General features: G+C 58.6%; 16 protein-coding genes. All 16 read left to right on the top strand.

Annotated features, from left to right (window positions below; translation table 11 throughout):
- Window positions 1-10: 10 nt before the first annotated feature.
- Window positions 11-1429: an alpha-L-fucosidase gene (locus tag HY30_RS17070; RefSeq protein WP_051615638.1), complete on the top strand. Its 1419-nt coding sequence runs from the start codon at window positions 11-13 to the stop codon at window positions 1427-1429.
- Entirely contained in the window at window positions 1426-2730 is a 1305-nt protein-coding gene (locus tag HY30_RS17065; RefSeq protein WP_034743664.1) for an enolase C-terminal domain-like protein, read from the top strand. The genes HY30_RS17070 and HY30_RS17065 overlap by 4 nt, the downstream gene beginning before the upstream one ends.
- A 31-nt stretch (window positions 2731-2761) precedes the next feature.
- The gene (locus HY30_RS17060) at window positions 2762-4183 is read left to right on the top strand and encodes an alpha-L-fucosidase (RefSeq protein WP_051615635.1); all 1422 of its coding nucleotides are present in this window, start codon (window positions 2762-2764) and stop codon (window positions 4181-4183) included.
- Between the two features lie 11 nt (window positions 4184-4194).
- Window positions 4195-5184: an aldo/keto reductase gene (locus HY30_RS17055; protein ID WP_034743661.1), complete on the top strand. Its 990-nt coding sequence runs from the start codon at window positions 4195-4197 to the stop codon at window positions 5182-5184.
- On the top strand, window positions 5181-6023 hold the full coding sequence (locus HY30_RS17050; RefSeq protein WP_051615632.1) for an amidohydrolase family protein: 843 nt from the start codon (window positions 5181-5183) through the stop codon (window positions 6021-6023). The genes HY30_RS17055 and HY30_RS17050 overlap by 4 nt, the downstream gene beginning before the upstream one ends.
- 1 nt (window position 6024) lies before the next feature.
- On the top strand, window positions 6025-6762 hold the full coding sequence (locus HY30_RS17045) for an SDR family oxidoreductase (protein ID WP_051615631.1): 738 nt from the start codon (window positions 6025-6027) through the stop codon (window positions 6760-6762).
- Window positions 6763-6773: 11 nt separating this feature from the next.
- Window positions 6774-7616, top strand: a complete 843-nt coding sequence (locus tag HY30_RS17040) for a fumarylacetoacetate hydrolase family protein (protein ID WP_034743658.1) — start codon at window positions 6774-6776, stop codon at window positions 7614-7616.
- Between the two features lie 327 nt (window positions 7617-7943).
- Window positions 7944-10382 carry a TonB-dependent receptor gene (locus HY30_RS17035; RefSeq protein ID WP_034743655.1) on the top strand — a complete coding sequence of 813 codons (2439 nt, stop codon included), beginning with the start codon at window positions 7944-7946 and terminating at the stop codon, window positions 10380-10382.
- A gap of 33 nt (window positions 10383-10415) precedes the next feature.
- Window positions 10416-11456, top strand: a complete 1041-nt coding sequence (locus HY30_RS17030) for a glycerophosphodiester phosphodiesterase family protein (RefSeq protein WP_051615629.1) — start codon at window positions 10416-10418, stop codon at window positions 11454-11456.
- Window positions 11457-11709: 253 nt separating this feature from the next.
- Window positions 11710-12762: a helix-turn-helix domain-containing protein gene (locus HY30_RS17025; RefSeq protein WP_034743652.1), complete on the top strand. Its 1053-nt coding sequence runs from the start codon at window positions 11710-11712 to the stop codon at window positions 12760-12762.
- Window positions 12763-12868: 106 nt separating this feature from the next.
- On the top strand, window positions 12869-15160 hold the full coding sequence (locus HY30_RS17020) for a TonB-dependent receptor (RefSeq protein ID WP_034743649.1): 2292 nt from the start codon (window positions 12869-12871) through the stop codon (window positions 15158-15160).
- Window positions 15161-15242: 82 nt separating this feature from the next.
- Window positions 15243-16547, top strand: coding sequence for a spinster family MFS transporter (locus HY30_RS17015; RefSeq protein ID WP_034743646.1), 1305 nt, complete (start codon window positions 15243-15245; stop codon window positions 16545-16547).
- Entirely contained in the window at window positions 16544-17407 is an 864-nt protein-coding gene (locus HY30_RS17010; RefSeq protein ID WP_034743642.1) for an alpha/beta fold hydrolase, read from the top strand. Before HY30_RS17015 ends, HY30_RS17010 begins: the two co-directional genes overlap by 4 nt.
- Before the next feature lie 217 nt (window positions 17408-17624).
- Window positions 17625-18128, top strand: coding sequence for an RNA polymerase sigma factor (locus tag HY30_RS17005; RefSeq protein ID WP_162176969.1), 504 nt, complete (start codon window positions 17625-17627; stop codon window positions 18126-18128).
- Window positions 18129-18156: 28 nt separating this feature from the next.
- Window positions 18157-19179, top strand: a complete 1023-nt coding sequence (locus tag HY30_RS19535) for a FecR family protein (RefSeq protein WP_051615627.1) — start codon at window positions 18157-18159, stop codon at window positions 19177-19179.
- 242 nt (window positions 19180-19421) lie between these two features.
- Window positions 19422-22247 carry a TonB-dependent receptor gene (locus HY30_RS16995; protein ID WP_034743636.1) on the top strand — a complete coding sequence of 942 codons (2826 nt, stop codon included), beginning with the start codon at window positions 19422-19424 and terminating at the stop codon, window positions 22245-22247.
- Window positions 22248-22274: the final 27 nt, after the last annotated feature.

Raw genomic sequence — 22274 nt, 5'->3', positions numbered from 1 at the left:
GTCTCCGTCAATGACTAGCCGGACATCAGATTACGCCGCGACAGAGGCAAGCCTCAGCGCGCACGCGGTTCCGGACTGGTTCCGCGATTCAAAGTTCGGGATATTCATCCACTGGGGGCCGTATTCCATTCCGGCTTTTGCGCCGCTTCAGCATGAACGGCCAGATGGTTCCGGCGACAACGTCATGCAGGCGTTCAAATACAATCCCTATGCAGAATGGTACCTGAATACCATGAAGTTCGAGGATGGTCCGACGGCGCAGTTCCATCGCGAGACTTATGGTGAGGACTATTCGTACGATCATTTTGGCGAGGCCTTCAATGCGTCGCTGGAGAACTGGGATCCCGTCGCCTGGGCCAGGCTCTTCAAGCAGTCAGGTGCGCGGTATGTCGTTCTGGTCACCAAGCACCATGACGGTTTCCTCCTCTGGCCGAGCAAGATGCCGAATCCCCACAAGGCCAACTGGCAGACAGAGCGCGACGTTGTGGGTGAGCTGGCAGATGCCGTTCGCGCAGAGGGCCTCAAGTTCGGCATCTATTATTCAGGCGGTATCGACTGGACGTTCAAGGGCAAATGCATTGAAACGATCCAGGACCTGATGGACATGCCCGGCGAGGCCGAAGGCTATATTGAATATGCCAATGCGCATTATCATGAGTTGATCGAGCGTTATCAGCCGGATTATCTCTGGAATGATATCGGTTATCCGAGCCAGCAGGCCTCGTTCGACATCCTCGCCAAATACTACAATGCCGTTCCTGAAGGCCTGACCAATGATCGCTGGATAGCGCCCGATGGCGACCTGAAAGCCGATGCCTTCGAGCGGCCGGAGGGCATGACCGGCGTCCTGCCGCCAAAGCCGCCTGTATGGGATATACGCACGCCGGAGTACGGCATGTTTGATCACATACTCCCTTTCCTCTGGGAGACGACGCGCGGCATGGGCCATTCCTTTGCCTATAACAAGCGCGAAGGCGATGCGGATTATCTGTCTCCTGGGGGCATCGCGACCATGCTGGCCAGCTCGGCCTGCTTCAACGGCAATGTCCTTCTGAATGTCGGCCCACGCGGCGATGCGCAGCTGGACCCCGCGCAAGCCGATCGTCTGAAAACAATCGGCGCATGGCTGGAAACCAAGGGGCAGGCAATTCAGGACACCCGACCGGTAGCGCTCCCGAACAAAAGCATTGATGGCGTCAATATTGGTGCCACGCGCGATGCGGATGCGCTTTATCTGCAAATGTTTGGGAAACCCAGTCTGGGCACTTTGGAAATTCAGCTTCCATCGGGGCTCGAAACCGTCACATCCCTTGAGCAGCTTGGCGGGGAGGTGGATGACTGGTCGATTAAACAGGGCGTGCTTCGCGTGACAGTCAATGAGTGGGCCGATGAGGCCGTGCAAATCTTCAAACTTGGACTTTCTATATGATCATCGAACGTATCGAGGCGCGTGACATCCGCTTTCCGACATCGCGACAAAAACATGGTTCCGATGCCATGAATCCGGACCCGGATTATTCCTGTGCCTATGCAACGCTGGTCATGAAGGATGGCCAGCCCGGCGGCAACGGACTGACATTCACGATTGGGCGCGGCAATGACCTCTGCGTCGCTGCTATCCAGGGCCTTGGCGCACATCTGGTCGGCAGGAGCCTGGATGAATTCGAGGCCGATCTCGGTCTCGCTTCGCGCCTGTTGCTGAATGACAGCCAGTACCGCTGGCTTGGGCCGGAGAAGGGCGTTGTTCATCTGGCGGCTGCCGCACTGATCAATGCTGTTTGGGATGCGCTTGCAAAGCGCGCCGGCAAGCCCCTGTGGAGATATGTCAGTGATATGTCGCCCGAGCGTATTATCTCGGCGCTCGACTTTCGGCACATATCTGACTTTCTTTCAAAAGATGAAGCGCTGGAGCGCCTGAAGCAACAAGCTGACGGGAAGGACAAGCGTATCGCTACGCTCCTGCAGGATGGTTATCCCGCTTACACGACCTCGGCAGGGTGGCTCGGCTACACGGATGAGGCCATCGTCAACCTGTTGAAGCAGGCCCATGCCGATGGCTGGCGCCACTTCAAGATCAAGGTCGGCGGAGATGTGGCCATGGACGTGCGTCGCTGCGCCCTGTTCCGCGATACGCTGGGCAGCGACGTCCGCCTGAGCGTTGATGCCAATCAGGTCTGGAGTGTGGACGAGGCGGTTGCGGCCGTGAAGGCGATGGCGCCCTATGACATTTATTGGGTCGAAGAGCCGACCAGTCCGGATGATGTGCTGGGCCACAAGGCCATTGCTGATCGCGTTGCGCCGATTCTGCTGGCAACGGGGGAGCATGCCCACAACAAGGTCATGTTCAAACAATTCCTGCAGGCCGAGGCGATTGGATTTTGCCAAATCGACTCCTGCCGTCTGGCCGGCGTCAATGAAGTCATCGCGGTGATGCTGATGGCAGACAAAGCCGGCATTCCGGTTTGTCCGCATGCGGGCGGTGTTGGCCTTTGCGAATATGTCCAGCATCTCTCGATGATCGACTATGTGTGCATTTCGGGCACGATGGAGGGCAGGGTGATTGAGCATGCCGCCCATCTGCACGAGCATTTCAAGAACCCCATCGAAATTCGCCAGGGACGCTATATGGCGCCCCTCGCCCCCGGCTATTCTGTGGACATTTATCCGCAAAGCCTCGTCGATCACGAATTCCCGAATGGCAGCGTCTGGGCGGAAGAGCCCGTCGCATGATCTCGATCCTTAATCTCAAGCGGAGACCCCTATGACCGCAACCGGAAAAACCTATCTGCCCACCCGCGCGAGCCTGAACGAGCACGAAGTGCCGGAATGGTTTCGCGATGCAAAATTCGGAATCTTTATCCACTGGGGGCCATACTCCATTCCGTCCTTTGCGCCGCACAGCAAACAGATTGACCAGCTTGCTGCGGAGTCTGAGGCGAATGCATTCGCGCACACGCCTTACGCGGCCTGGTACCGTAATACGGTCATGTTCGAGGACGGTCCAACGGCGCAATTCCACCGTGAGACTTATGGCGAAGACTATTCGTACGATAATTTCGGCGAGGCCTTCAACGCGTCGCTGGAGAACTGGGATCCCGTTGCCTGGGCGAAACTCTTCAAGAAGTCTGGTGCGCGTTACGTCGTGCTCGTCAGCAAGCACCATGATGGCTTCCTGCTGTGGCCGAGTGCCATACCAAATCCGCACAAGCCCAACTGGCAGACGACACGCGATGTCGTGGGTGAACTCGCCGATGCTGTGCGCGCAGAGGGCCTCAAGTTCGGTATCTATTATTCGGGTGGCATCGACTGGACGTTCAAGCACATTCGCATTGAAAGCCTTGGTCATCTCGGCCTGAACATTCCAGGCGATGCTGAAAACTATACGGAATACGCGAATGCGCATTATTATGAGCTGATTGAGCGCTACAAGCCTGACTATCTCTGGAATGATATCGGCTATCCGAGCCAGCAGGCCACATTCGAAATCCTGGCCAAGTACTACAACTCCATTCCGGAGGGCCTGACCAATGATCGCTGGTTCCCGATCGATGGCGAGCTGCTGGCTGACGCGCTTGAGCGGCCTGAGGGCATGACCGGCGTGCTGCCGCCCAAGCCCCCTGTCTGGGATGTGCGCACGCCGGAATACGGCATGTTCAATCACATTCTTCCGTTCATTTGGGAAACGACCCGCGGCATGGGGCACTCCTTCGCTTATAACCGGAATGAAACCGAGGCCGACTACATCACCAAGAATGGCATTGCGACCATGCTGGCCAGTTCAGCCTGCTTCAATGGCAACGTTCTCCTGAACGTGGGTCCGCGCGGCGACGCTCAAATGCCGCCCGCTCAGGCTGCCCGCCTGGAAGCGGTCGGCGAATGGCTCGAAACGCGAGGCGAGGCGATCAAGGGCACACGGCCTGTCGAATTGGCTCAGAAAGCCGTCGATGGAGTCAGCATCGGGGCAACCCGTAACGCGGAGGCTCTGTATATCCACATGTTCGGCAAACCTGCTGCAGGCAGGCTGGAAGTGGCCCTTCCGCCTGAGCTGGAGAGCGTTACGTCAGTCGAGCAGATCGGCGGGCAAGTGGGCGACTGGTCAATTGAACAGAACACGCTTCGCTTGACCGTCAATGAATGGGCCGATGAAGCTGTGCAGATATTCAAGCTCGGCTTGGCCAAGTAAGGGTCTGGTGGATGACTGATCGCGCTGCTCCTAAACTGCCAGATTACGGTCTCGGTGCCGCAGGGTTGGGTAATCTCTATACGGCTATAACCGATGAAGAGGCGGCGGACGTTCTCTCGGCAGCGAAAGACGCGCAGTTCGGCTATTTCGATACCGCTCCTTATTATGGGCACGGTCTGAGCGAGCAGCGTGTCGGGGCATTCCTGGCCAAGACCGGCTATAGACCGGCCTTATCCACAAAGGTCGGGCGGCGCCTCGAACCAGCGGGTTCAAACCCAATCCCGGACAACGGGTTCGCATCGCCCGCACCCTTCATCCCGTACTTCGACTATTCGGCGTGCGGGATCAGGGAGGCCTTTGCCGGAAGCCAGGAGCGGCTTGGTGTCGACAGTGTTGATATGCTGCTTCTACACGATGTGGGCGCCATGGTTCATGGCGACGCCCACCCAAAAATCCTTGCGCAAGCCATTGATGAAGCGCTTCCGCAAATGGCCGCCTTGAAGGCTGGAGGAAAGACAAAGTGGATCGGCCTGGGAGTCAATGAGATCAGGGTCTGCGAAGAGGTCCTTGCGCAGGTCGATCTGGATGTTCTGCTGCTTGCGGGGCGCTATACCCTGCTCGAACACGCGGCGGCTTTGCCTTTCCTGAATGCGTGCCACATGGGCGGCATACGAGTCGTCATAGGCGGCGCTTTCAATTCTGGCCTTCTGGCGGCGTCAGCGGGTGAGCCGCTCCGCTATGATTATGATACCGCTCCGGAATGGGCCGTCGATCGTGCCGCCCAACTCCGCGAAGTCTGCGCTGCTTTTGATGTACCGCTGCCTGCCGCAGCCCTTCAATTCTGCAAGGCGCATCCGGCGGTGGCGTCCGTCATTCCGGGCGCAAAATCCGCAGAACAGGTGCGCCAGATCAGCGAATGGAGCCGCCATCCTATCGACAGCGGCCTCTGGGACGCGCTGAAGGAGCGCCAGCTGATTTCAGCTGAGGCGCCAGTGTCATGATTGAGAAACTGGATTGCCACATGCACATCTGGCGCCTGCAGCGTGGCGATTATGATTGGCTGACACCGGATCTCGAAAGCATATATCGCGACTTTGGAATTGAGGGTGTGTGGGACGAGGCGCAAGCATGCGGCGTTCGACAAGTGATCCTGGTACAAGCCGCCGCCAGCGCGGCAGAGACAGACTTCTTGCTTCATGTCGCAGAGACAGATCGGCGTGTGGCCGGAGTCGTCGGCTGGGTCGATTTCGAGGCAGATGACGCGGCAGAGCAGATCACGCGCCGCGCCGATAATTCGGATTTACTGGGTGTGAGGCCGATGATCGCGGATCTGTCGGATCCGCTCTGGATATTGAAAGAGGCCTGTGCGCCCGCGCTGGAAGCCCTTCAGGGCAACGGACTTGTCTTCGATGCCCACGCGCATCCCGATCTCGTACCCGTCATGACACGCCTGGCAGCACGCTATCCTGATCTGACCATCGTGCTCAACCACGCAGGTAAGCCGCAAATTGCATCATCAAACCTGGAGGCATGGCGCCGAGATATCGACGAGCTTGCGCGCCATGAAAACGTTTCCTGCAAACTGTCAGGCCTTTTGACCGAGGCCGGCGCCCGTACAGATGATGCCGCTATCGGTGAAGTCGTCCGGCATATTGGTGCGTGTTTCGGCCCTGGGCGGCTCCTGTGGGGCAGCGACTGGCCTGTCCTTACGATGGCGGGAAATTACACGGGCTGGGCAGCCCAAAGCGAGCGCCTGGTCGATCAATATTATCCGGGTCATGCAGAGGCGATCTTCAGCGGTAATGCCAAGCGGATTTATTCCAGAAAAGCAGGAGTTTGATATGGGCAGGCTGGCAGGAAAGACAGCATTGGTGACGGCGGCAGCGGCGGGAATCGGCCGCGCTGCTGTGGAGGCGTTCGCGCGAGAGGGGGCGACAGTCATTGCAACTGACATCGACAAGGCTGGCCTCGAGAGTTTGACAGGACTGTCCAATGTCCAGACGGCGGTTCTCGATGTAACTGACCGTGATGCAATTGCCTCCTTAACAGAAGTCCATTCTGACCTTGAAATTCTCTTCAATGTCGCCGGATGGGTGCATCACGGCACGATCGAGATGTGCGAACGGGCGGACTGGGATCGATCCCTGCTTATTAACCTCACTTCGATGTACGAGCTTTCACGTGCTGTCCTGCCGAACATGGTGGCGCGTGGCGGTGGCGTTATCCTGAACATGAGTTCGGTCGCATCTAGCGTAACCGGGGCGCCCAATCGCTTCGCCTATGGTGCTACGAAAGCCGGCGTTATTGGCCTGACCAAGGCGATCGCCGCGGACTATGTCGCCAAGAACATTCGCTGCAACGCGATCTGTCCCGGGACGGTGGATACGCCCTCCCTTCATGGGCGCATGTCGGCCCAGGGAGACTACGAAGCCGCGCGCGAAATGTTCGTCGCGCGCCAGCCAATGGGGCGCCTCGGCACAGCGGAAGAGATCGCAAATCTGGCGCTCTATCTCGTATCTGACGAAGCAACCTTCACCACTGGCGCTATACACGTCGTCGACGGCGGCTGGACAAATTAGGAGCTGAAGACATGAAACTTTTGAGGGTCGGTCCAAAGGGGCGTGAAAAGCCGGGCGTTCTGGACGCCAACGGTGACATTCGGGATGTAAGTGGTCTCGTTGACGATTGGGACGGTATGGCTCTGGCAGATTCCGTCCTGACGCGATTGAAAAAGACAGATCTCTCGGGCCTGCCCAAGCTGGATGGCAAGAGCCGGATTGGGCCCTGTGTTGCTGGCGTCGGAAAGTTCATTTGCATCGGCCTGAATTACGCCGACCACGCGGCAGAAACGGGTGCTGATGTGCCGGCCGAACCGGTCATCTTCTTCAAGGCTACGAGCGCCATTTGCGGGCCGAACGACCATCTTGAAATTCCGCGCCGCTCGGAAAAGACGGATTGGGAAGTCGAGCTTGGTGTCGTCATAGGCAAGGAGGCGAAATACGTCTCACAAGACGACGCTCTGGATTACGTCGCTGGCTATTGTGTCGTTCATGACGTGTCAGAGCGGGCCTTTCAGCTTGAAGGCACAGGGCAGTGGGTGAAGGGAAAGAGCGCAGACACGTTCGGCCCAATCGGTCCCTGGCTTGTTACACGCGATGAGGTGAGTGATCCGCAAGACCTTGCCATGTGGCTGGATGTGAATGGCGCCGCGAAACAGCGGGGGTCTACGGCGACAATGGTCTTTGGTGTCGCCCATCTGGTCAGCTATCTCTCTCAGTATATGAGTCTCCAGCCGGGCGATGTGATCTCCACGGGCACGCCGCCCGGTGTCGGTCTCTCCATGTCTCCCCAGCAATTCCTGCACGCGGGTGATGTCGTAACGCTTGGCATTGCAGGGCTTGGTGAACAGAAACAGGTCTGCGTCAACGCCTGATGTCTTACTGACCCGTATAAGGTCCTGGTGACGGATTGGGATCGGTTGATTCTGCCGAATCTCTTCTTTTGTCGCGCGGCGCGTCGGTTTGTTTTACATCCTCGCCGAAGTCTGTTCGTCATGACTTAGTCACATGTCGACGTGATCGCGCCTAGGTAGCGCAAACGTGACAGTCTTACTTGACGTTCGTCCTGTAAATATCCCGTATCCTGTATGATTTGATGCAGGTTCGTGAGGTCGCAAAACATTCATTTGATGCGAATGTGTCCAACTCGTAACGACCCGCCAAGCGTCGAATTGTGCGACGCAGCAATAGGCGGGAAGTCAATGAAAACCAGTTTTTTCTGCGCGACAGCAGTCGCTGCACTCAGCATGTCCGGGCAACTTACAGCACACGCACAAACGGCTGATCATGAGGATGCGCGCCGGCTTGATGTTGTCACGGTTACAACTCAAAAGCAGACACAGTCACTGATCGATGTGCCGATCAACATCTCTGTGACGGATCAGACGACGATCGACAAACTCGGCGCCGACGACATTGAAGATCTCGCCAACTTCATTCCGGGTCTGCAGGTTCAGGCACAGAGCCTGAACGCGCCCAGCTATTCCCTCCGGGGTGTCGTGTCTGATGGTGGCTCGCCACGTGTGGCACTCTTCCAGAACGGGGTCTCGATCGGTACGCCGGGCTATGCCACGAACGTCGCCATCTACGACATGGAGCGCGTTGAAGTCGTCAAGGGACCACAGGCAACGCTGTTTGGTCAGGGCGCCCTCGTTGGCGGCATCAATTTTATCCAGAATCGCGCATCGCTTGAGGGCAATTCAGGCCAGATCACGCTGGAAGGGGGTGATTACAGCTTCGTGCGGGCCGAAGGCTTCTACAACTTTGCTGTCAGCGACACGCTGGCTGTGCGTCTTGCCGGTCAGATCAAGAACATGGACGGCTATGTTCCAAACACGGCCAACTCACCAGACCTTATGGGCCAGGACACAACGGCCCTCCGCAGCGCTGTTCACTGGGAGCCTTCGTCGCAGCTTACGGCCGATGTGTTCCTGAACTACCAGAACGATGACTCGACCGGCACACAGTTCACCTCCGGCTTCTTTGAAGTGAACGGCAAGGTCGATCCCTATGGCGCAACGGCAATGAACATCAACGCCGACCAGGTCCGCGACAAGCTCGGCAATGATCGCGAAATCTTCGACGCAACGGTCAACCTGGAATACAGGTTCAATGACGCATGGACACTCACCTCGCTGACCGATTACCGCGATCTCAGCTCGAATGAAGCCTGGGACTCCGACGGCGCGGCCTTCAACCTTCTGCAATTCTATCAGGCCCGCGAAGGCGAGACCTTCAATCAGGAACTGCGTCTGAACTATGACGCGGGCGGCCGCCTGACAGCCTTCTTCGGCGCCAACTATTTCGATTATGAAACGCGGGATTCTCTCATCTTCTCTACAGACGAGGCCTATGCCCAGACGCTCTTCCTGCCGCAGATTGCTGCCGGAGCAGGACTCACAGTCGCTCAGATCCGCGGTTTGCTGATGGCGCAGAACATTCCCGGTGCGGAGAACGTAGGAAGCTTTGACAATCCATTTGGCTACTCGGTGGTCGGCCTGCTGACCCAGGGTGCGCTGATCCCCCTGAATCCTGCGCATGCCGAGCAGTCCAACACGACGGACGGTCGCACCAGCTATGATCTGTTTGGTGACGTGACCTACGATATCACGGACCGGTTCGCGCTGACGGGCGGCCTTCGTTATACAATCAACGAATTGTCGGCCTCAAGTGAAGCTGAGCTCATCAGAGGCAACGCGGCGCTGGGTGGTACGTTGAATGCTGTGACTTTCGCCCCAGGCTTCCTCATCAACGCAGCACTCATCGGCAATCGGGCCAGTTTCTCTGCAGATCCGGATGGCGCTTTCACATGGCGTTTGAATGCTTCCTATCGCCTGACAGACAATATCAACACCTGGCTTGCTTACGGGCGTGGCCGCCGTCCGGAAGCACTCACTGCTTCTGGCACAACCTACACAGTTCTCGACTCCGAGAAGCTCGACAACGTGGAAGTCGGCATGTTCGGCCGCTTCTTCGATGATCGTCTTCAGATGACGACATCCGTCTATTATGGACAGTACAAGGACTTCCAGACGTCGCGCTTCGATCCCATCAACGGCGTGTTCATCACCGAGAATTCGGGCAATGCCACGCAATATGGTTTCGAATTTGATGGCCAGGCGCTTGTCACGGATAATATCCGCCTTCTGGCGACCTATGGTTATAACTTCTCTGAATATGACGACGAAGACGACGATGGCAACGCGCTCCAGTTCGCGGGCAACACGTTCCGTCTCAGCCCGGAAAACAGCTTCTCGCTGGCGGCCGACATAACGGTTCCAATGGGCGCGCGTGGGGATATCTCGATCGTGCCGAGCTATATCTGGAAAAGCGAACACTATTTCGAGGATGATAACGGCTACGACTACGCAGCTGATGGCAATGGCGGCTTTGTCCGTATCCCTGAAACGTATCCTAATGGCCAGGTGGTCGACGAGCATCAGGATGCCTATGGCGTTGCCAACCTGCGGGTTGCCTTTGACAGCGCTGACCAGCGTTGGGGTGTCTATGTCCTCGGCGAGAACGTGTTCGATGAGGAATACCTGATCGACGTCGGCAACACGGGCGGCGCGTTCGGCCTTCACACCATCATACGCGGCAAGCCGCAGATGCTGAAGGCAGGCCTTTACGTCAAGTTCTAGTCCGACATCACCTTCAAGAAGGAATTTCCTGACATGAAACATCTCGTCATTCTGGCGGCTGCATGCCTCGCCGCCTGCACGACGCCCAGCCAGAGCCAGCCAGCGAATACACTGGCTGGCTCTGAGGGGGCTACAGAAGTCGTCTCGGCCTCGATAACGCGTGCGCCCACGCTTCACGGTGACAAGCCTATCGTAATCGCCCACCGTGGCGCGAGCGGCCTCTATCCCGAGCATACGGCTGCGGCCTACAAGGCGGCAATCGAGCAGGGAGCTGATTTCATCGAGCCTGACCTCGTGGTTACATCGGATGGTGTGCTCATCGTACGCCACGACAATTTCCTGTCAGCGACAACCAATGTCGCTGACCATTCGGAATTTGCCGACCGCAAGAAGGTCAAGGCAACACCCCTGGGCGAGAAGGAAGACTGGTGGGTCGAGGACTTTACCCTGGCTGACATCAAGACCCTGAAGGCGCGCCAGCAGTTCGAAGGGCGTGAGATGAAATACGACGACCAGTATGACATCCTCACTTTCGACGAAGTCATGGACATTGCTCTGGACGCGGCAAAGGCCGGACATATCGTCGGCCTGCACGTCGAGGCGAAATGGCCGGGTGACTTTGCGGCCCAGGGCTTCGACATGCCCGATCTGATGATTGCGGCCATGGACAAGAAGGGCCTCAAGGCGGCCGGAATTCCTGTCTATATTCAGTGCTTTGAGCCGCCATTCCTGGCCGAGTTCGCAAGCAAGAGCGACCTGCCGACAATCCAGAACATGGTCGGCCCGCCCTATGCCGCCATGCTCGGGCTCGATTACAAGCTGGAGGATATTCACACGACGGGCGTTGGTGCGGAGAAGTCCATGATCCTGAACGCCGATGGTACCACGTCTGACTTCGTTGATCGTGCACATAAGCTTGGCCTGCTTGTGCACGTCTACACGGTGCGTGACGACCATCCGGGCGAGGGGTTTGCAGATTCCCGCGCCGAATTCCGCGCCCTTTTCGACGCCGGCGTTGATGGCGTCTGGACGGATTATCCGGCAACCGGGCTTGCCGTCCGCGACGCCGAATAGGTTCAGACGGGCACAATCGCCTTTCTATCCGAGTATTTTCAAGGGGCTGCCGTGGTTATGCGGTGGCCCCTTATTGTTTCCCGAATGTTGCTTTACGGGTTGCCGGTGGACCGTTTTCGGACCGTTCCTGCGCCGTAAACTGACACGGCACCCCATATCTGTTAGGCTGGACCCCATATTCCGGTACGTTTAATGTTCGGAACCAAAAGGTGGCATTACAGTCCATCAAGAAGGGCAGGAGCGGGCTGACAATATGAGTTTTCGCGCGACCAGTGTCCTCTTCGCCCAGGTCAGGCCTATTCTCGTGTCGGCGGCTGAAAGCGGCGTCGACGTCGAGGGGATTCTGGCGCGGCTGGGTCTCGTGGAGGGCATGCGCGCAACAGACCCTGAGCGGCGGTTGGAGCTGAAGGATTATTACCGAATCCAGCGCGACATTGCCCAGTCGCTGGACGACCTCACGGCACGCCTTTCCGAGCGCACGCTGACCTACAAGACCGGCAATTTCGTCATCGCCCAGGCGCAGCAGTCGCGCACGCTTCAGGACGCGATGGTGAGCCTCGCCGAGCATTTCAACATGATGCACGGCGCACCGTACAACTCCGTGCGGGTGGGCGCCGGACACTCGGCCTTCGTCGTGGACGATTCGACCTTTCCCTACCGTTTCCGGCACGATACCGAGCTGATGCATTTCGTCGGCGACTGTCTCCTCATCAAGGTGCATTGCCTGCTCGACAGTCTGAGCAACGGGCTTGCGACACAGGCCATCCGGCGGGTTCGCCTGCAGCGCACCCGGTCGGGCACGCCGCACACCCAGAACGAATTCTGGGATGTGCCCCTGGAGTTTGGCCGCCCGGCCTATGAGCTGGTGTATGATCATGACATCGCCTGCCAGACGATACCGAATATCGACCGTATTGACCTCAGCACTGACGGGATATTTGCGCGCGTCATCAGCCACCTGGAGCGCAAGTCTCCCAGTGCCGACAAAAGGAGCTATTCGGCGCGCATTCTCGAACTCGTGGCGGAAGATTGCGTCGACCAGGGTGAGGTCGCCGAGCGACTGGGCGTGAGTGTGGCGACGTTGCGGCGCCGGCTTGACGAAGAAGGCCTGTGTTTCCGCGACCTTGTTCGCCAGTCTCGTTTCAACAAGGCCGAGTATCTCCTGAGCAATGGGCGTTCTGTCACCCAGGTGTGTGAAACGCTCAATTATTCCGACATCCGGGCCTTCAATCGCGCCTTCAAGAAGTGGAAGGGGCTGACACCGGCCGAGTTTGCGAAACAGGCCAAACCCCTGAAAGCTGGCTGACGCGTGAGCGAAAGTGTTCACTCCGCTTGACGCTTCCGGTCGTAGTGCGTTTCTCCGAAATCGATATCGTCCTGCTCAAACAACAAACAATCCGCGGGAGGATAAAATGAAGACTCATATCGCAGGACCAATCCGTCTTGGGCTCGTCTCGGCACTGGCGCTCAATGCCGGGCTGTGCGTTGCCCAGGCGCAGGAGAGCACGACAGACGAGGATGGCGCCAAGCGTCTTGGAGCCATCACGGTCACGGCGCAACGCCGCGAACAGAACCTCATTGATGTGCCTCTGTCGGTCACCGCTTTCGATTCCGAACAGCTGGAACTGACGGGCGCGGTCGACATCACGTCGATCCAGCGGACCACGCCCAACGCGACCATCGAAGTGGCGCGCGGCTCGAACTCGACCCTTGTGGCCTTTATTCGCGGTGTCGGCCAGCAGGACCCGCTCTGGGGCTTTGAGCCCGGTGTCGGCCTCTATGTGGACGATGTCTACGTCGCCCGTCCTCAGGGCGCGATCCTCGATATCTTCGATATCGACCGTATCGAAGTCCTGCGCGGCCCGCAGGGTACGCTTTATGGCCGGAATACGATCGGCGGCGCGATCAAGTATGTGACCAAGCCGCTCAGCAACGAGCCGGAACTCAAGGCGAAAATGAATTTCGGTAGTTACGGTCAGCTGGACGGTATTCTCTCTGGCTCAACGCCCATCGGCGATACGCTCGCCATTGGCGGCGCTATCGCGAAATATACACGTGATGGCTATGGCAAGAACCTGAACACGGGCGCCGAGCACTACAACAAGGATGTGCTGGCCTATCGCCTGAGCGCTGACTGGACGCCGACCGATGATTTCTCGGTTCGGTTTGCCTATGACCGTTCGGAAGATGATTCCAATGCGAAGCACGGCCACCGCCTGCTGCCGAGCGCAGACGGGACAATCCCTGTCACAGGCGATATTTACGACACGCGCGCCGGCATCGGCGACAAGAACTCCGTGACGACCGAAGGCTACTCACTGACGGCCCAATGGGATGTGAACGATGCCGTGACCCTGAAGTCGATCACGGCCTATCGTGAAGGCGAGACGGTAACGCCGATCGACTTCGATGCCCTGCCACAGAACGACTTTGATGTTCCGGCCGTCTATTATGATGATCAGTTCAGCCAGGAATTCCAGCTCCTGCTGGATAGCGGCCCATGGTCTGGCGTGATGGGTGTCTATTACCTCGATGGCAATGCAAACGGCGCCTTCGATGTCATCCTTGGCGGTCTCGGGCTGACGGTCTATCAGGCTGGCGACCAGAGCAAGGAGAACCTCTCGCTCTATGGGGACTTCACATATGAAGTGAACGACCAGTGGAGCGTTTCGCTCGGCGGCCGCTACACCGAAGACAAAACGACGGCGGACGTTATACGGGAATTGTGGCTGGGCGCGGGTTCGGGCTCATTCGATCCTTCGAACACATCCATCTTCTTTGCCACGCAGACGAGCTATAACGACGTCTCGCGTGACGATAACCAGTTCACGCCGCGCCTCTCAGTCTCTTACAAACCAACCGATAACCTGAACCTCTACGCAACCTACGCGCAGGGCTTCAAGGCAGGCGGTTTCGATCCGCGGGCCCGCGAAGACCTCGATCCGACAGGCCTGTCCGAGCAGGGTTTCGGACCTGAGACAGTCGACAGCTACGAGATCGGCCTGAAAGGCGTGTTCCTTGATGGTCGCCTAACGATGAACTCGGCCATCTTCCTTGCCGATTACAAGGACCAGCAGATCACCGTTCAGAGCGGCGCGGATTCCGACAATGACGGCGTCAATGACACGTTTGTCTCCTCAGTCTTCAATGCGGGCGAGTCTCAATATACGGGCTTTGAACTCGAAGGCGCGCTGCTCCTCACCGATCAGCTCACCCTGTCCGGCAACCTTGGTTATATCGATGCCGAGATCCAGGAAATCCTGTCTGGTGGCGTCAATGTGGCTGACCAGTTCGTCACCCAGAACACGCCCGAACTGCAGGGACAGGTCGCGCTGAACTATACCAACAGTCTCGGCGCCAATCGCGGCGAAATCTCCCTGACCGGATCGCTGTCCTATCGTGACGAATACTATTTGTTCAACGTCGCGAACCCCGGCTTCCCGGCCGGACAGAGTGCGATCTTCCCGGCGGGCGGACCGGCACTGGATCCGAAATCCTACAGCCTGCTTGATCTCAGCGCTGTCTGGACATCGCCTTCCGGCAAGTACCGCCTCGGTCTGCACGGACGGAACCTGACCGACGAAGAATACCGCGTCGCGGCATACAACTTCGTCACGCCAAGCCAGCTGGGTGTCGACAGTGCCTATTCGGCTTTCTACGGACCGCCGCGCACCATCACGGCCTCCCTGTCGGTCGAATTCTGATCGGCGGACAAGGGCAAGCGGGTCTCCAGACCTCCCGGAGACCCGCTTGCTGCCTCTTTAAAACCACAAGGTATATGTCCCGATGGCGCGAGAGATCACAGAGCCTAAGAGTCCGGCATTGCCGGTGCCCAGCCAGTCCCGAACCTATGTCCTGGCGCTCCTGACGCTGGTCTATACGTTCAACCATATCGACCGGCAGATCCTTGTTATCCTTCTGGAGCCGATCAAGGCTGATCTCCATCTGGATGATTCCCAGCTTGGCCTCCTGTCGGGCCTCGCCTTTGCGGCCTTCTACGCCACGCTCGGCATCCCGATCGCCATGTGGGCGGATCGCGGCGATCGTCGCAAGATCATCGCGCTCGCCCTGATGGTCTGGTCAGGCATGACGGCGCTCTCAGGCTTTGCGCAGAGCTATTGGCAGCTGCTGCTCGCGCGCATGGGCGTTGGTGTTGGCGAAGCGGGCGGTACGCCGCCGGCGACTTCAATCATTGCCGACCTCTATGGGCCGAAGGAGCGGGCAATGGCGCTCGGCATCTACACGACAGGCATAGGTCTCGGAATCCTCGCGGGCTTCATCATTGGCGGCCTGGTCTATGAGACGCTGGGCTGGCGGGCGGCCTTCTTCATCGCCGGTATTCCGGGACTGGTTCTGGCTGTGCTCGTGCGGTTTACACTTCGTGAGCCGGTGCGCGGCGCCGTGGAGGCGCGCTCGAACAAGGCCGAGGCCCCGCCGCTGGGCATGACTCTGAAGTTCATTGCCGGCCAGTCGTCTTTCCTCTGGCTGCTCGCCGGATGCTGCCTGATCTGTATTTCGGCAAATGCATTCCTGGTTTTCACGTCGAGCCATTTGCAGCGGACCTATGGCGTGGGGCCGGGGCAGGTCTCGGCTCCGCTTGGGCTGCTGATCGGCGGCGTCGGCGGGATTGGCGCCGTTGCAATCGGACGCCTGTGCGACCGCATGTCGGTGAACAGTCAGAAATGGCGCCCCTGGACGATCGCCATCTGCTCGGCCGTTGCGCTGCCCTTTGCATGGATGTTCCTGCAGGCGGACAGCCTGATGGCCGCCTATGCCTGGAACATCGTGCCGAGCTTTGTCGGCCTGATCTATGCCAGCATCGCCTATACAGCCGCGCAGGAGCTTGTCGGGTTGCGCATGCGCGCCTTTGCATCGGCCTTCATGCTGTTCTGCCTGACGCTTATCGGGATTGGCGGCGGGCCGACCCTCGCGGGCGTGATGAGCAACATGTTCCTGCTTCAGGGCCATGCGGATTCGCTGCGCCTCGCGCTGCAGGCGATGCTGGCGTTCAATGCGCTCAGCATCGGCTGTCTCATGATGTCGGCGCGCCATTATGATCGCGATGCCCTGCGCGCGGCGGCGATGCCATGACAGGGGACGATATTTTCTACACGGCGTCGGACGGCCTCGCACTTCACGCCAGAAGCTACGGCCCGTCGACCGGTGCGCCAGCCATTGTTTGTCTCCACGGGCTGACCCGCAACCACAAGGATTTCGAGCCGATGATAGCGGCGCTGGGCATGCCCGCGCGCTTCATCTCGGTTGATGTAAGGGGCAGGGGCCAGTCGGCCCGGGATCCAAACCCTGCCAATTATAATCCAGCCATCTACGCGGGTGATGTGCTGGTGTTGCTCGACCAGCTCAAGCTCGACCGTGTCCATCTCATCGGAACTTCGATGGGTGGCATCATCTCGATGATCCTGATGACCATGATTCCGGATCGCATCAGCCGCGTCGTTCTCAACGACATCGGCCCCATCGTCGAGCAGGCGGGGCTCCAGCGGATCATGACGTCTGCTGCGCCGGCGTCGGGCTTCGAGAGCTGGAGCGCTGCTGCTGAAGCTATCGCGCATGCTCAGGCGGTGCCATATCCGGGCCTCAGCCCTGAGGACTGGATGGCCTTCGCGCGACGCACCTGTCGCGCAGAGGATAATGGACTGGTCGTTCCGGACTTCGATCCAGCCATCATCACGCCGGCACCTGACAAGCCGCCCGGCCTGGCGGCGCGTATTGGCATGTGGCGCCTGTTTGCCAAAATGAAGCCCGCGCCCCTGCTCGTCATACGGGGCGGGCATTCCGACATCCTCTCGGCCAAAACGGCCGACAAAATGGTGAGGCGTCACAAGCGATCCTCGCTGGCGACCATTCCGGGGGTGGGGCACGCGCCGCTTCTGAACGAGCCAGAATCCCTCAGGGCCATTCGGCATTTCCTAGGCGAAACGGCCGGCTGAGGCTGGTTCGCGAGGCAGTTGGCGGCCGATCTGCGCGAATGTCGCGCAGATTGTTGAGCTGGGCTCGTGATATTGTTGAGGGGATTGTCCTTGCGCTCCTTGTCAGTTTTGTGTCGACTGAGTTTGGTTTGGGAGCGGTTTGGTCGTGGGCGATTATTCCTTGAGAGCACATCTGACGCGATCTGATGGGACCAGTGTCCACGCAGATCGGCCCCGTGTGACTGAAGGGACGTTTGACGACCTCTATCGGAGCCACTGGAAGGACTTGTGCCAACAGTTGCGAAAAGCCTTTGGCTCAGGTCCGCCAGAACCCGAAGACGTTGCGCAAGCGGCCTTTGAGCGCCTGGCTGCACTGGAAGACCCGGGGCGCGTGCGCAATCCGAAAGCCTTCCTGCTCGTTACGGCCCGCAATATCGTCTACGATCACAAGCGTCGGTCCGGTCGGCATTTCGAATATGCGCGCACGGTGCTTGCCGAGTATTCGGGTCAGTCGCTGGATGACCTGTCGCCCGAGCGCCTGCTGATAGAGAAGCAGCGCTTTCAAAACATTCGCGCTGCGGTGGAAAGTCTGCCATACAAGCAGAAGGTGGTTTTGCGGCTCCACCGCGAACTGGGATATACATACAAGAAGATTGCAGAAGAGACGGGCTGGTCTTACGGGGATGTTTACCGGCAAATGGAATACGCTCTTGCTGCACTTTCCGGCGCGCTCAAGCGCTGAAACACATAATTGAAATGGTCAGCGGGACGTGACGAAGAGCACTGTAAAACAGGATCAGATTGACGCCGTCACGCGCGGTTGGGTTGTCTATCTCCATTCGGGAGAAGCGACGCCTGACAAGGTGGCGGAGTTCGAATCCTGGCTGGCGTCGGATCCGCGTCACTTGCTGGCCTATCGTGACATGGAACAGCTGATGGGCGATCTCTCGCTCGTTATGGAGACCGATGCAGACGCGCCAGTGCTTGAGGCGCCTTTTGCTGCAAAACCCGCATGGCGCGATGTGCGCCGCATCAGCGCGGGACTTGCGGGCGTTGCCGTTGTGGCCATCGGATTTATCCTGGCGCAAACGAGCTCAAGCGTGCCCGCCGCCCCGGCTGATCCCATTCCCGCCGTCGAGACACAGATCGCAGAGATACGGGATATCCTGCTCCCCGACGGCACGCATGTTACGCTCGGCGCGCGCTCGCGCATTGAGTCGCGCTTCACTGACGATTTGCGCATCGTCCGGCTGAGCGAAGGCGAAGCCTTCTTCGATGTGAGTCACGACGCGACACGGCCCTTCTATGTGGAGGTGGGTGACAAACTGATACGCGTCGTGGGCACGCAATTTGACGTTCGCCAGCGTGCTGATTCCGTGAAGGTGTCAGTGGTTGAGGGTGTGGTTGAGGTGCTTCAGGCGGAAGATCCCGTGCGGGCTGAAAAACACCGCCCTGAAGTTTCGAAGGACGTACTGCGGGCAGGGGATGAAGTCACGGCAAAGATCGGTTCCGTGAAACGCGAATTCGGAATGGTGGAACCAGAATCTGCGGCGGCCTGGCGACGGGGCTGGCTTGCTTACGAGGACGCAAGCCTCGGAGAAATCGTCTCGGATACCAACCGGTACAACAGTCAGCAGATAATCCTTGAATCGCCCGGCATGGAAAATCTGCGAGTCACGGCTGCCTTTGGTGTCGACAATATCGATCAGTTCATCACCGGCCTTGAGGCCTCATACGACATCCAGGCTGATTACACTGCCTCCAACGAGATCATCCTGCGCACCGCGCAATAATCGGCAGGTACAGGCTCGAGGATGGAGTTTGGCTGGTTTCGCGTGCCCAAACAGCTTGCGTCAGTTGACCAAAATTCACGCATGCCGGCAGCATCAACCGCCAGAAATTAAAATATATGATTCTTTTGGATAATCCCGGCGCGTGGGTCGTCAGGGTTATCAGGAGCGTTCGTTTGAGGGGCTTCTGTTGAGGCAGGCGTGGACTGCCGAAACCGGATCTGACGACATAAGGGGTTTATGTAATGCGCAAGAAGTTTCACCCAATCGCAAAGGGCGGGCTCGTTGGAGCCGTTTGCCTGACTGCCTTGCAATATCAGGCCGCACTGGCTCAGGTATCCGAGCCGACGCTCGCAAGTTTTGAAATTGAGTCCCAGCCGCTTGCGAAAGCGCTGATGAAGTATTCCGAGCAGTCGCGCGTTGTAATCGTGGCGCCTTCCGACCTGGTCAAGGGAAAGACCTCGTCGGCTGTCGGAGGCTATCTCGAGCCCAGCATGGCGCTCGACCAGTTGCTGAAAGGCACCGGACTGGCGCTTCAGGCGGGCAATAACGGCGCCCTGACCCTTAAGGTCGATGCTTCCTCCACACAGGAGCAAGAGACAGCGCGCCCTTTTTTGATGGCGCAGTTGGAGACAGAGCCGGCACCCGCCTCCGCTCCAGCGACTGAAGCGGTTGAAGACGAACGCAGCATCCAGGACACGGTTATCGTTACCGGTGTTCGCGGTGCACCGCGCTCCGTCATCGACAGCCCTACGCCGATCGATGTGTTCACCGCCGACGAAATCTCGCAAGGCAGCCCTTCTGGCGTGTTCGAAGCGATCCGCTACCTTGTGCCGTCATTCAACCTGCCAACACGGGCAGGCGGTGGTACGGCGACGGTGATCGCTACCGGCGGCCTGCGGGGCCTCAACCCGGACCAGACGCTTGTTCTGGTCAACGGCAAGCGCCGCCACAAGACGGCCCTGATCAACTCGGTGTCGTCGCTCTATAATGGCGCGGCCGGCGTTGACCTCAACATGATCCCGTCCTCTGCCATCGCGCGTATCGAAGTCCTCCGGGACGGCGCGGCCGCTCAGTATGGTTCTGATGCCATTGCGGGCGTTATCAACGTCATCCTGAAGGAGGATGCTGAAGGCGGCGAAGCCACGGCATCCTACGGCCAGAACTTTGATCGGGGTGACGGCGAAGCGCTCACGGCGTCTGCCAACCAGGGCATTGCCCTCGGCGACAAGGGCTTCCTGAACCTGTCCTACAGCTACATGGACCGCGATGAGTCCAACCGGGCGGTGCCGATTTCCGAAAACATCAACTTGTATCCATTGCTTGGTGATGGCAGCCGTGATCCGCGCGAAGCCAGCATCGACCGGATGGTCACCAAGAACTATGGCGCGTTCCCGCAGAAGTCGGACATCTTCTCGGCAAACATGGCATATGATTTCGGTGGTTTTGAAGGCTATGCATTTGGTACGTATGGCGCTCGTACATCGATCCTCAACTGGTCATTCCGCACACCAAGCAATCCGGTTTCATTGCCTGAACTCTATCCGAACGGTTTCCGTCCGCGCCTCACGATCATTGAGGACGATTATGAAGTCGCCGGTGGTTTCCGCGGTGAAACGGGTTCCGGCTGGGCATGGGATGTCTCGTCCAACTACGGCACAGACATAACGGACTGGGAGAACTCGAACGGTCTCAATGCTAGCCTTGGTCCGACGAGCCCCACATTCTTCGAAGTCGGCCGTCTGATCGCCAGTGAATGGACCAACGCAATCGACATCACCAAGGCGCATCCGCTGTCCAGTGGCGGGGAGCTGCAGACATCTTTCGGCGTCCAGCACCGTTGGGAAAACTACAAGGTCGAGGCCGGTGATGAAGCCAGCTATGCTGCAGGTGACTATATGGGGCTCGCCCCCGGCGCGCAGGCGACACCCGGCTTCCGACCGGACGACGAAGCAGATGCCACGCGCACCAACCTCAGTGCCTATGGCGAACTCGGCTGGACTCCAACACCGAAACTCTTCCTCGGTGCCGCTGCCCGCTATGAATACTTCGACGATGATGCTGGCGACACGACAATCTTCAAGGTCAATGGCCGTTACGAATTGACGGACTGGTTCGCTCTGCGCTCATCGTACAATACCGGCTTCCGGGCACCAACGCTCGCGCAGCAGAGTTATTCGTCAACGACGAGCCAGTTCCGGGACCTCGACGGCGATGGTGAGACAGAGCTGCTGCTCCTCAAGAACCTGCCAGTGAATTCACCGGCTGCCGTCGCCCTCGGGTCAACGCCGCTGGTGCCGGAGACGTCGAAGAACTTCAGTATCGGCTTCACCGCCACACCATTTGAGAACTTCACCCTGACGGTGGATGCCTACCAGATCGATGTTGATGACCGGATCGCCGTCACGACGACATTCTCGCCGGCCGATACCAGGCCATCTGCCGTGCCAGGCACGACAGTTGGAGACCAGATCCAGGCCATTCTTGTGGCAAATGGCTTGTCGAGCGAAATCAGCGGCCAATACTATACCAACGCCATTGACACTCGCACGAAGGGTATCGATGTCGTTGCCACCTATCGCCTCGCCACCGACTATGGCGACTTCCACTTCAATGCGGGCTTCAACAAGAACGATGCCAAGATCACAGGCATCGTGGACAATCCCCCTGAACTGGCGTCGCTCGGCACGATCGAGATCTTTGACCGCAGCAAGCAGGGGGCCATTACCGACGCCCTCCCGGACTCCAAGATTACCCTCGGCGCGAACTGGGATATCGGGAAGTTCACCACGAACATCCGGGCGACCCGCTTTGGTTCCTACACAGTGCGCAACGCCTCCAACCCGACTGCCGACTATGATGTCGATCCTGCATGGATCGCCGATCTCGAAATTGGTTACGCGTTCACGGAAGCGTTCAGCCTCTTTGCCGGTGCGAACAATATCTTCAACGAGTATCCGGACCAGATCCGGGAACCCGGCGCGACCAATGGCTCCAACATGTACGATACACTGGCGCCGTTTGGCTTCACGGGCGGCTCCTGGTTCGTTCGCGGCGCCTACAAGTGGTAGTCTGACATCCAGGTGGGCCGGGGAGGG

The sequence above is a fragment of the Hyphomonas chukchiensis genome (assembly GCF_000682695.1).
Taxonomy (GTDB): domain Bacteria; phylum Pseudomonadota; class Alphaproteobacteria; order Caulobacterales; family Hyphomonadaceae; genus Hyphomonas; species Hyphomonas chukchiensis.
This window is presented reverse-complemented; position numbering and strand designations above follow the sequence as displayed.

Coding starts and splice junctions, on each gene's coding strand:
- HY30_RS17070 (WP_051615638.1), top strand. CDS start 11: ATGACTAGCCGGACATCAGATTACGCCGCGACAGAGGCAAGCCTCAGC.
- HY30_RS17065 (WP_034743664.1), top strand. CDS start 1,426: ATGATCATCGAACGTATCGAGGCGCGTGACATCCGCTTTCCGACATCG.
- HY30_RS17060 (WP_051615635.1), top strand. CDS start 2,762: ATGACCGCAACCGGAAAAACCTATCTGCCCACCCGCGCGAGCCTGAAC.
- HY30_RS17055 (WP_034743661.1), top strand. CDS start 4,195: ATGACTGATCGCGCTGCTCCTAAACTGCCAGATTACGGTCTCGGTGCC.
- HY30_RS17050 (WP_051615632.1), top strand. CDS start 5,181: ATGATTGAGAAACTGGATTGCCACATGCACATCTGGCGCCTGCAGCGT.
- HY30_RS17045 (WP_051615631.1), top strand. CDS start 6,025: ATGGGCAGGCTGGCAGGAAAGACAGCATTGGTGACGGCGGCAGCGGCG.
- HY30_RS17040 (WP_034743658.1), top strand. CDS start 6,774: ATGAAACTTTTGAGGGTCGGTCCAAAGGGGCGTGAAAAGCCGGGCGTT.
- HY30_RS17035 (WP_034743655.1), top strand. CDS start 7,944: ATGAAAACCAGTTTTTTCTGCGCGACAGCAGTCGCTGCACTCAGCATG.
- HY30_RS17030 (WP_051615629.1), top strand. CDS start 10,416: ATGAAACATCTCGTCATTCTGGCGGCTGCATGCCTCGCCGCCTGCACG.
- HY30_RS17025 (WP_034743652.1), top strand. CDS start 11,710: ATGAGTTTTCGCGCGACCAGTGTCCTCTTCGCCCAGGTCAGGCCTATT.
- HY30_RS17020 (WP_034743649.1), top strand. CDS start 12,869: ATGAAGACTCATATCGCAGGACCAATCCGTCTTGGGCTCGTCTCGGCA.
- HY30_RS17015 (WP_034743646.1), top strand. CDS start 15,243: ATGGCGCGAGAGATCACAGAGCCTAAGAGTCCGGCATTGCCGGTGCCC.
- HY30_RS17010 (WP_034743642.1), top strand. CDS start 16,544: ATGACAGGGGACGATATTTTCTACACGGCGTCGGACGGCCTCGCACTT.
- HY30_RS16995 (WP_034743636.1), top strand. CDS start 19,422: ATGCGCAAGAAGTTTCACCCAATCGCAAAGGGCGGGCTCGTTGGAGCC.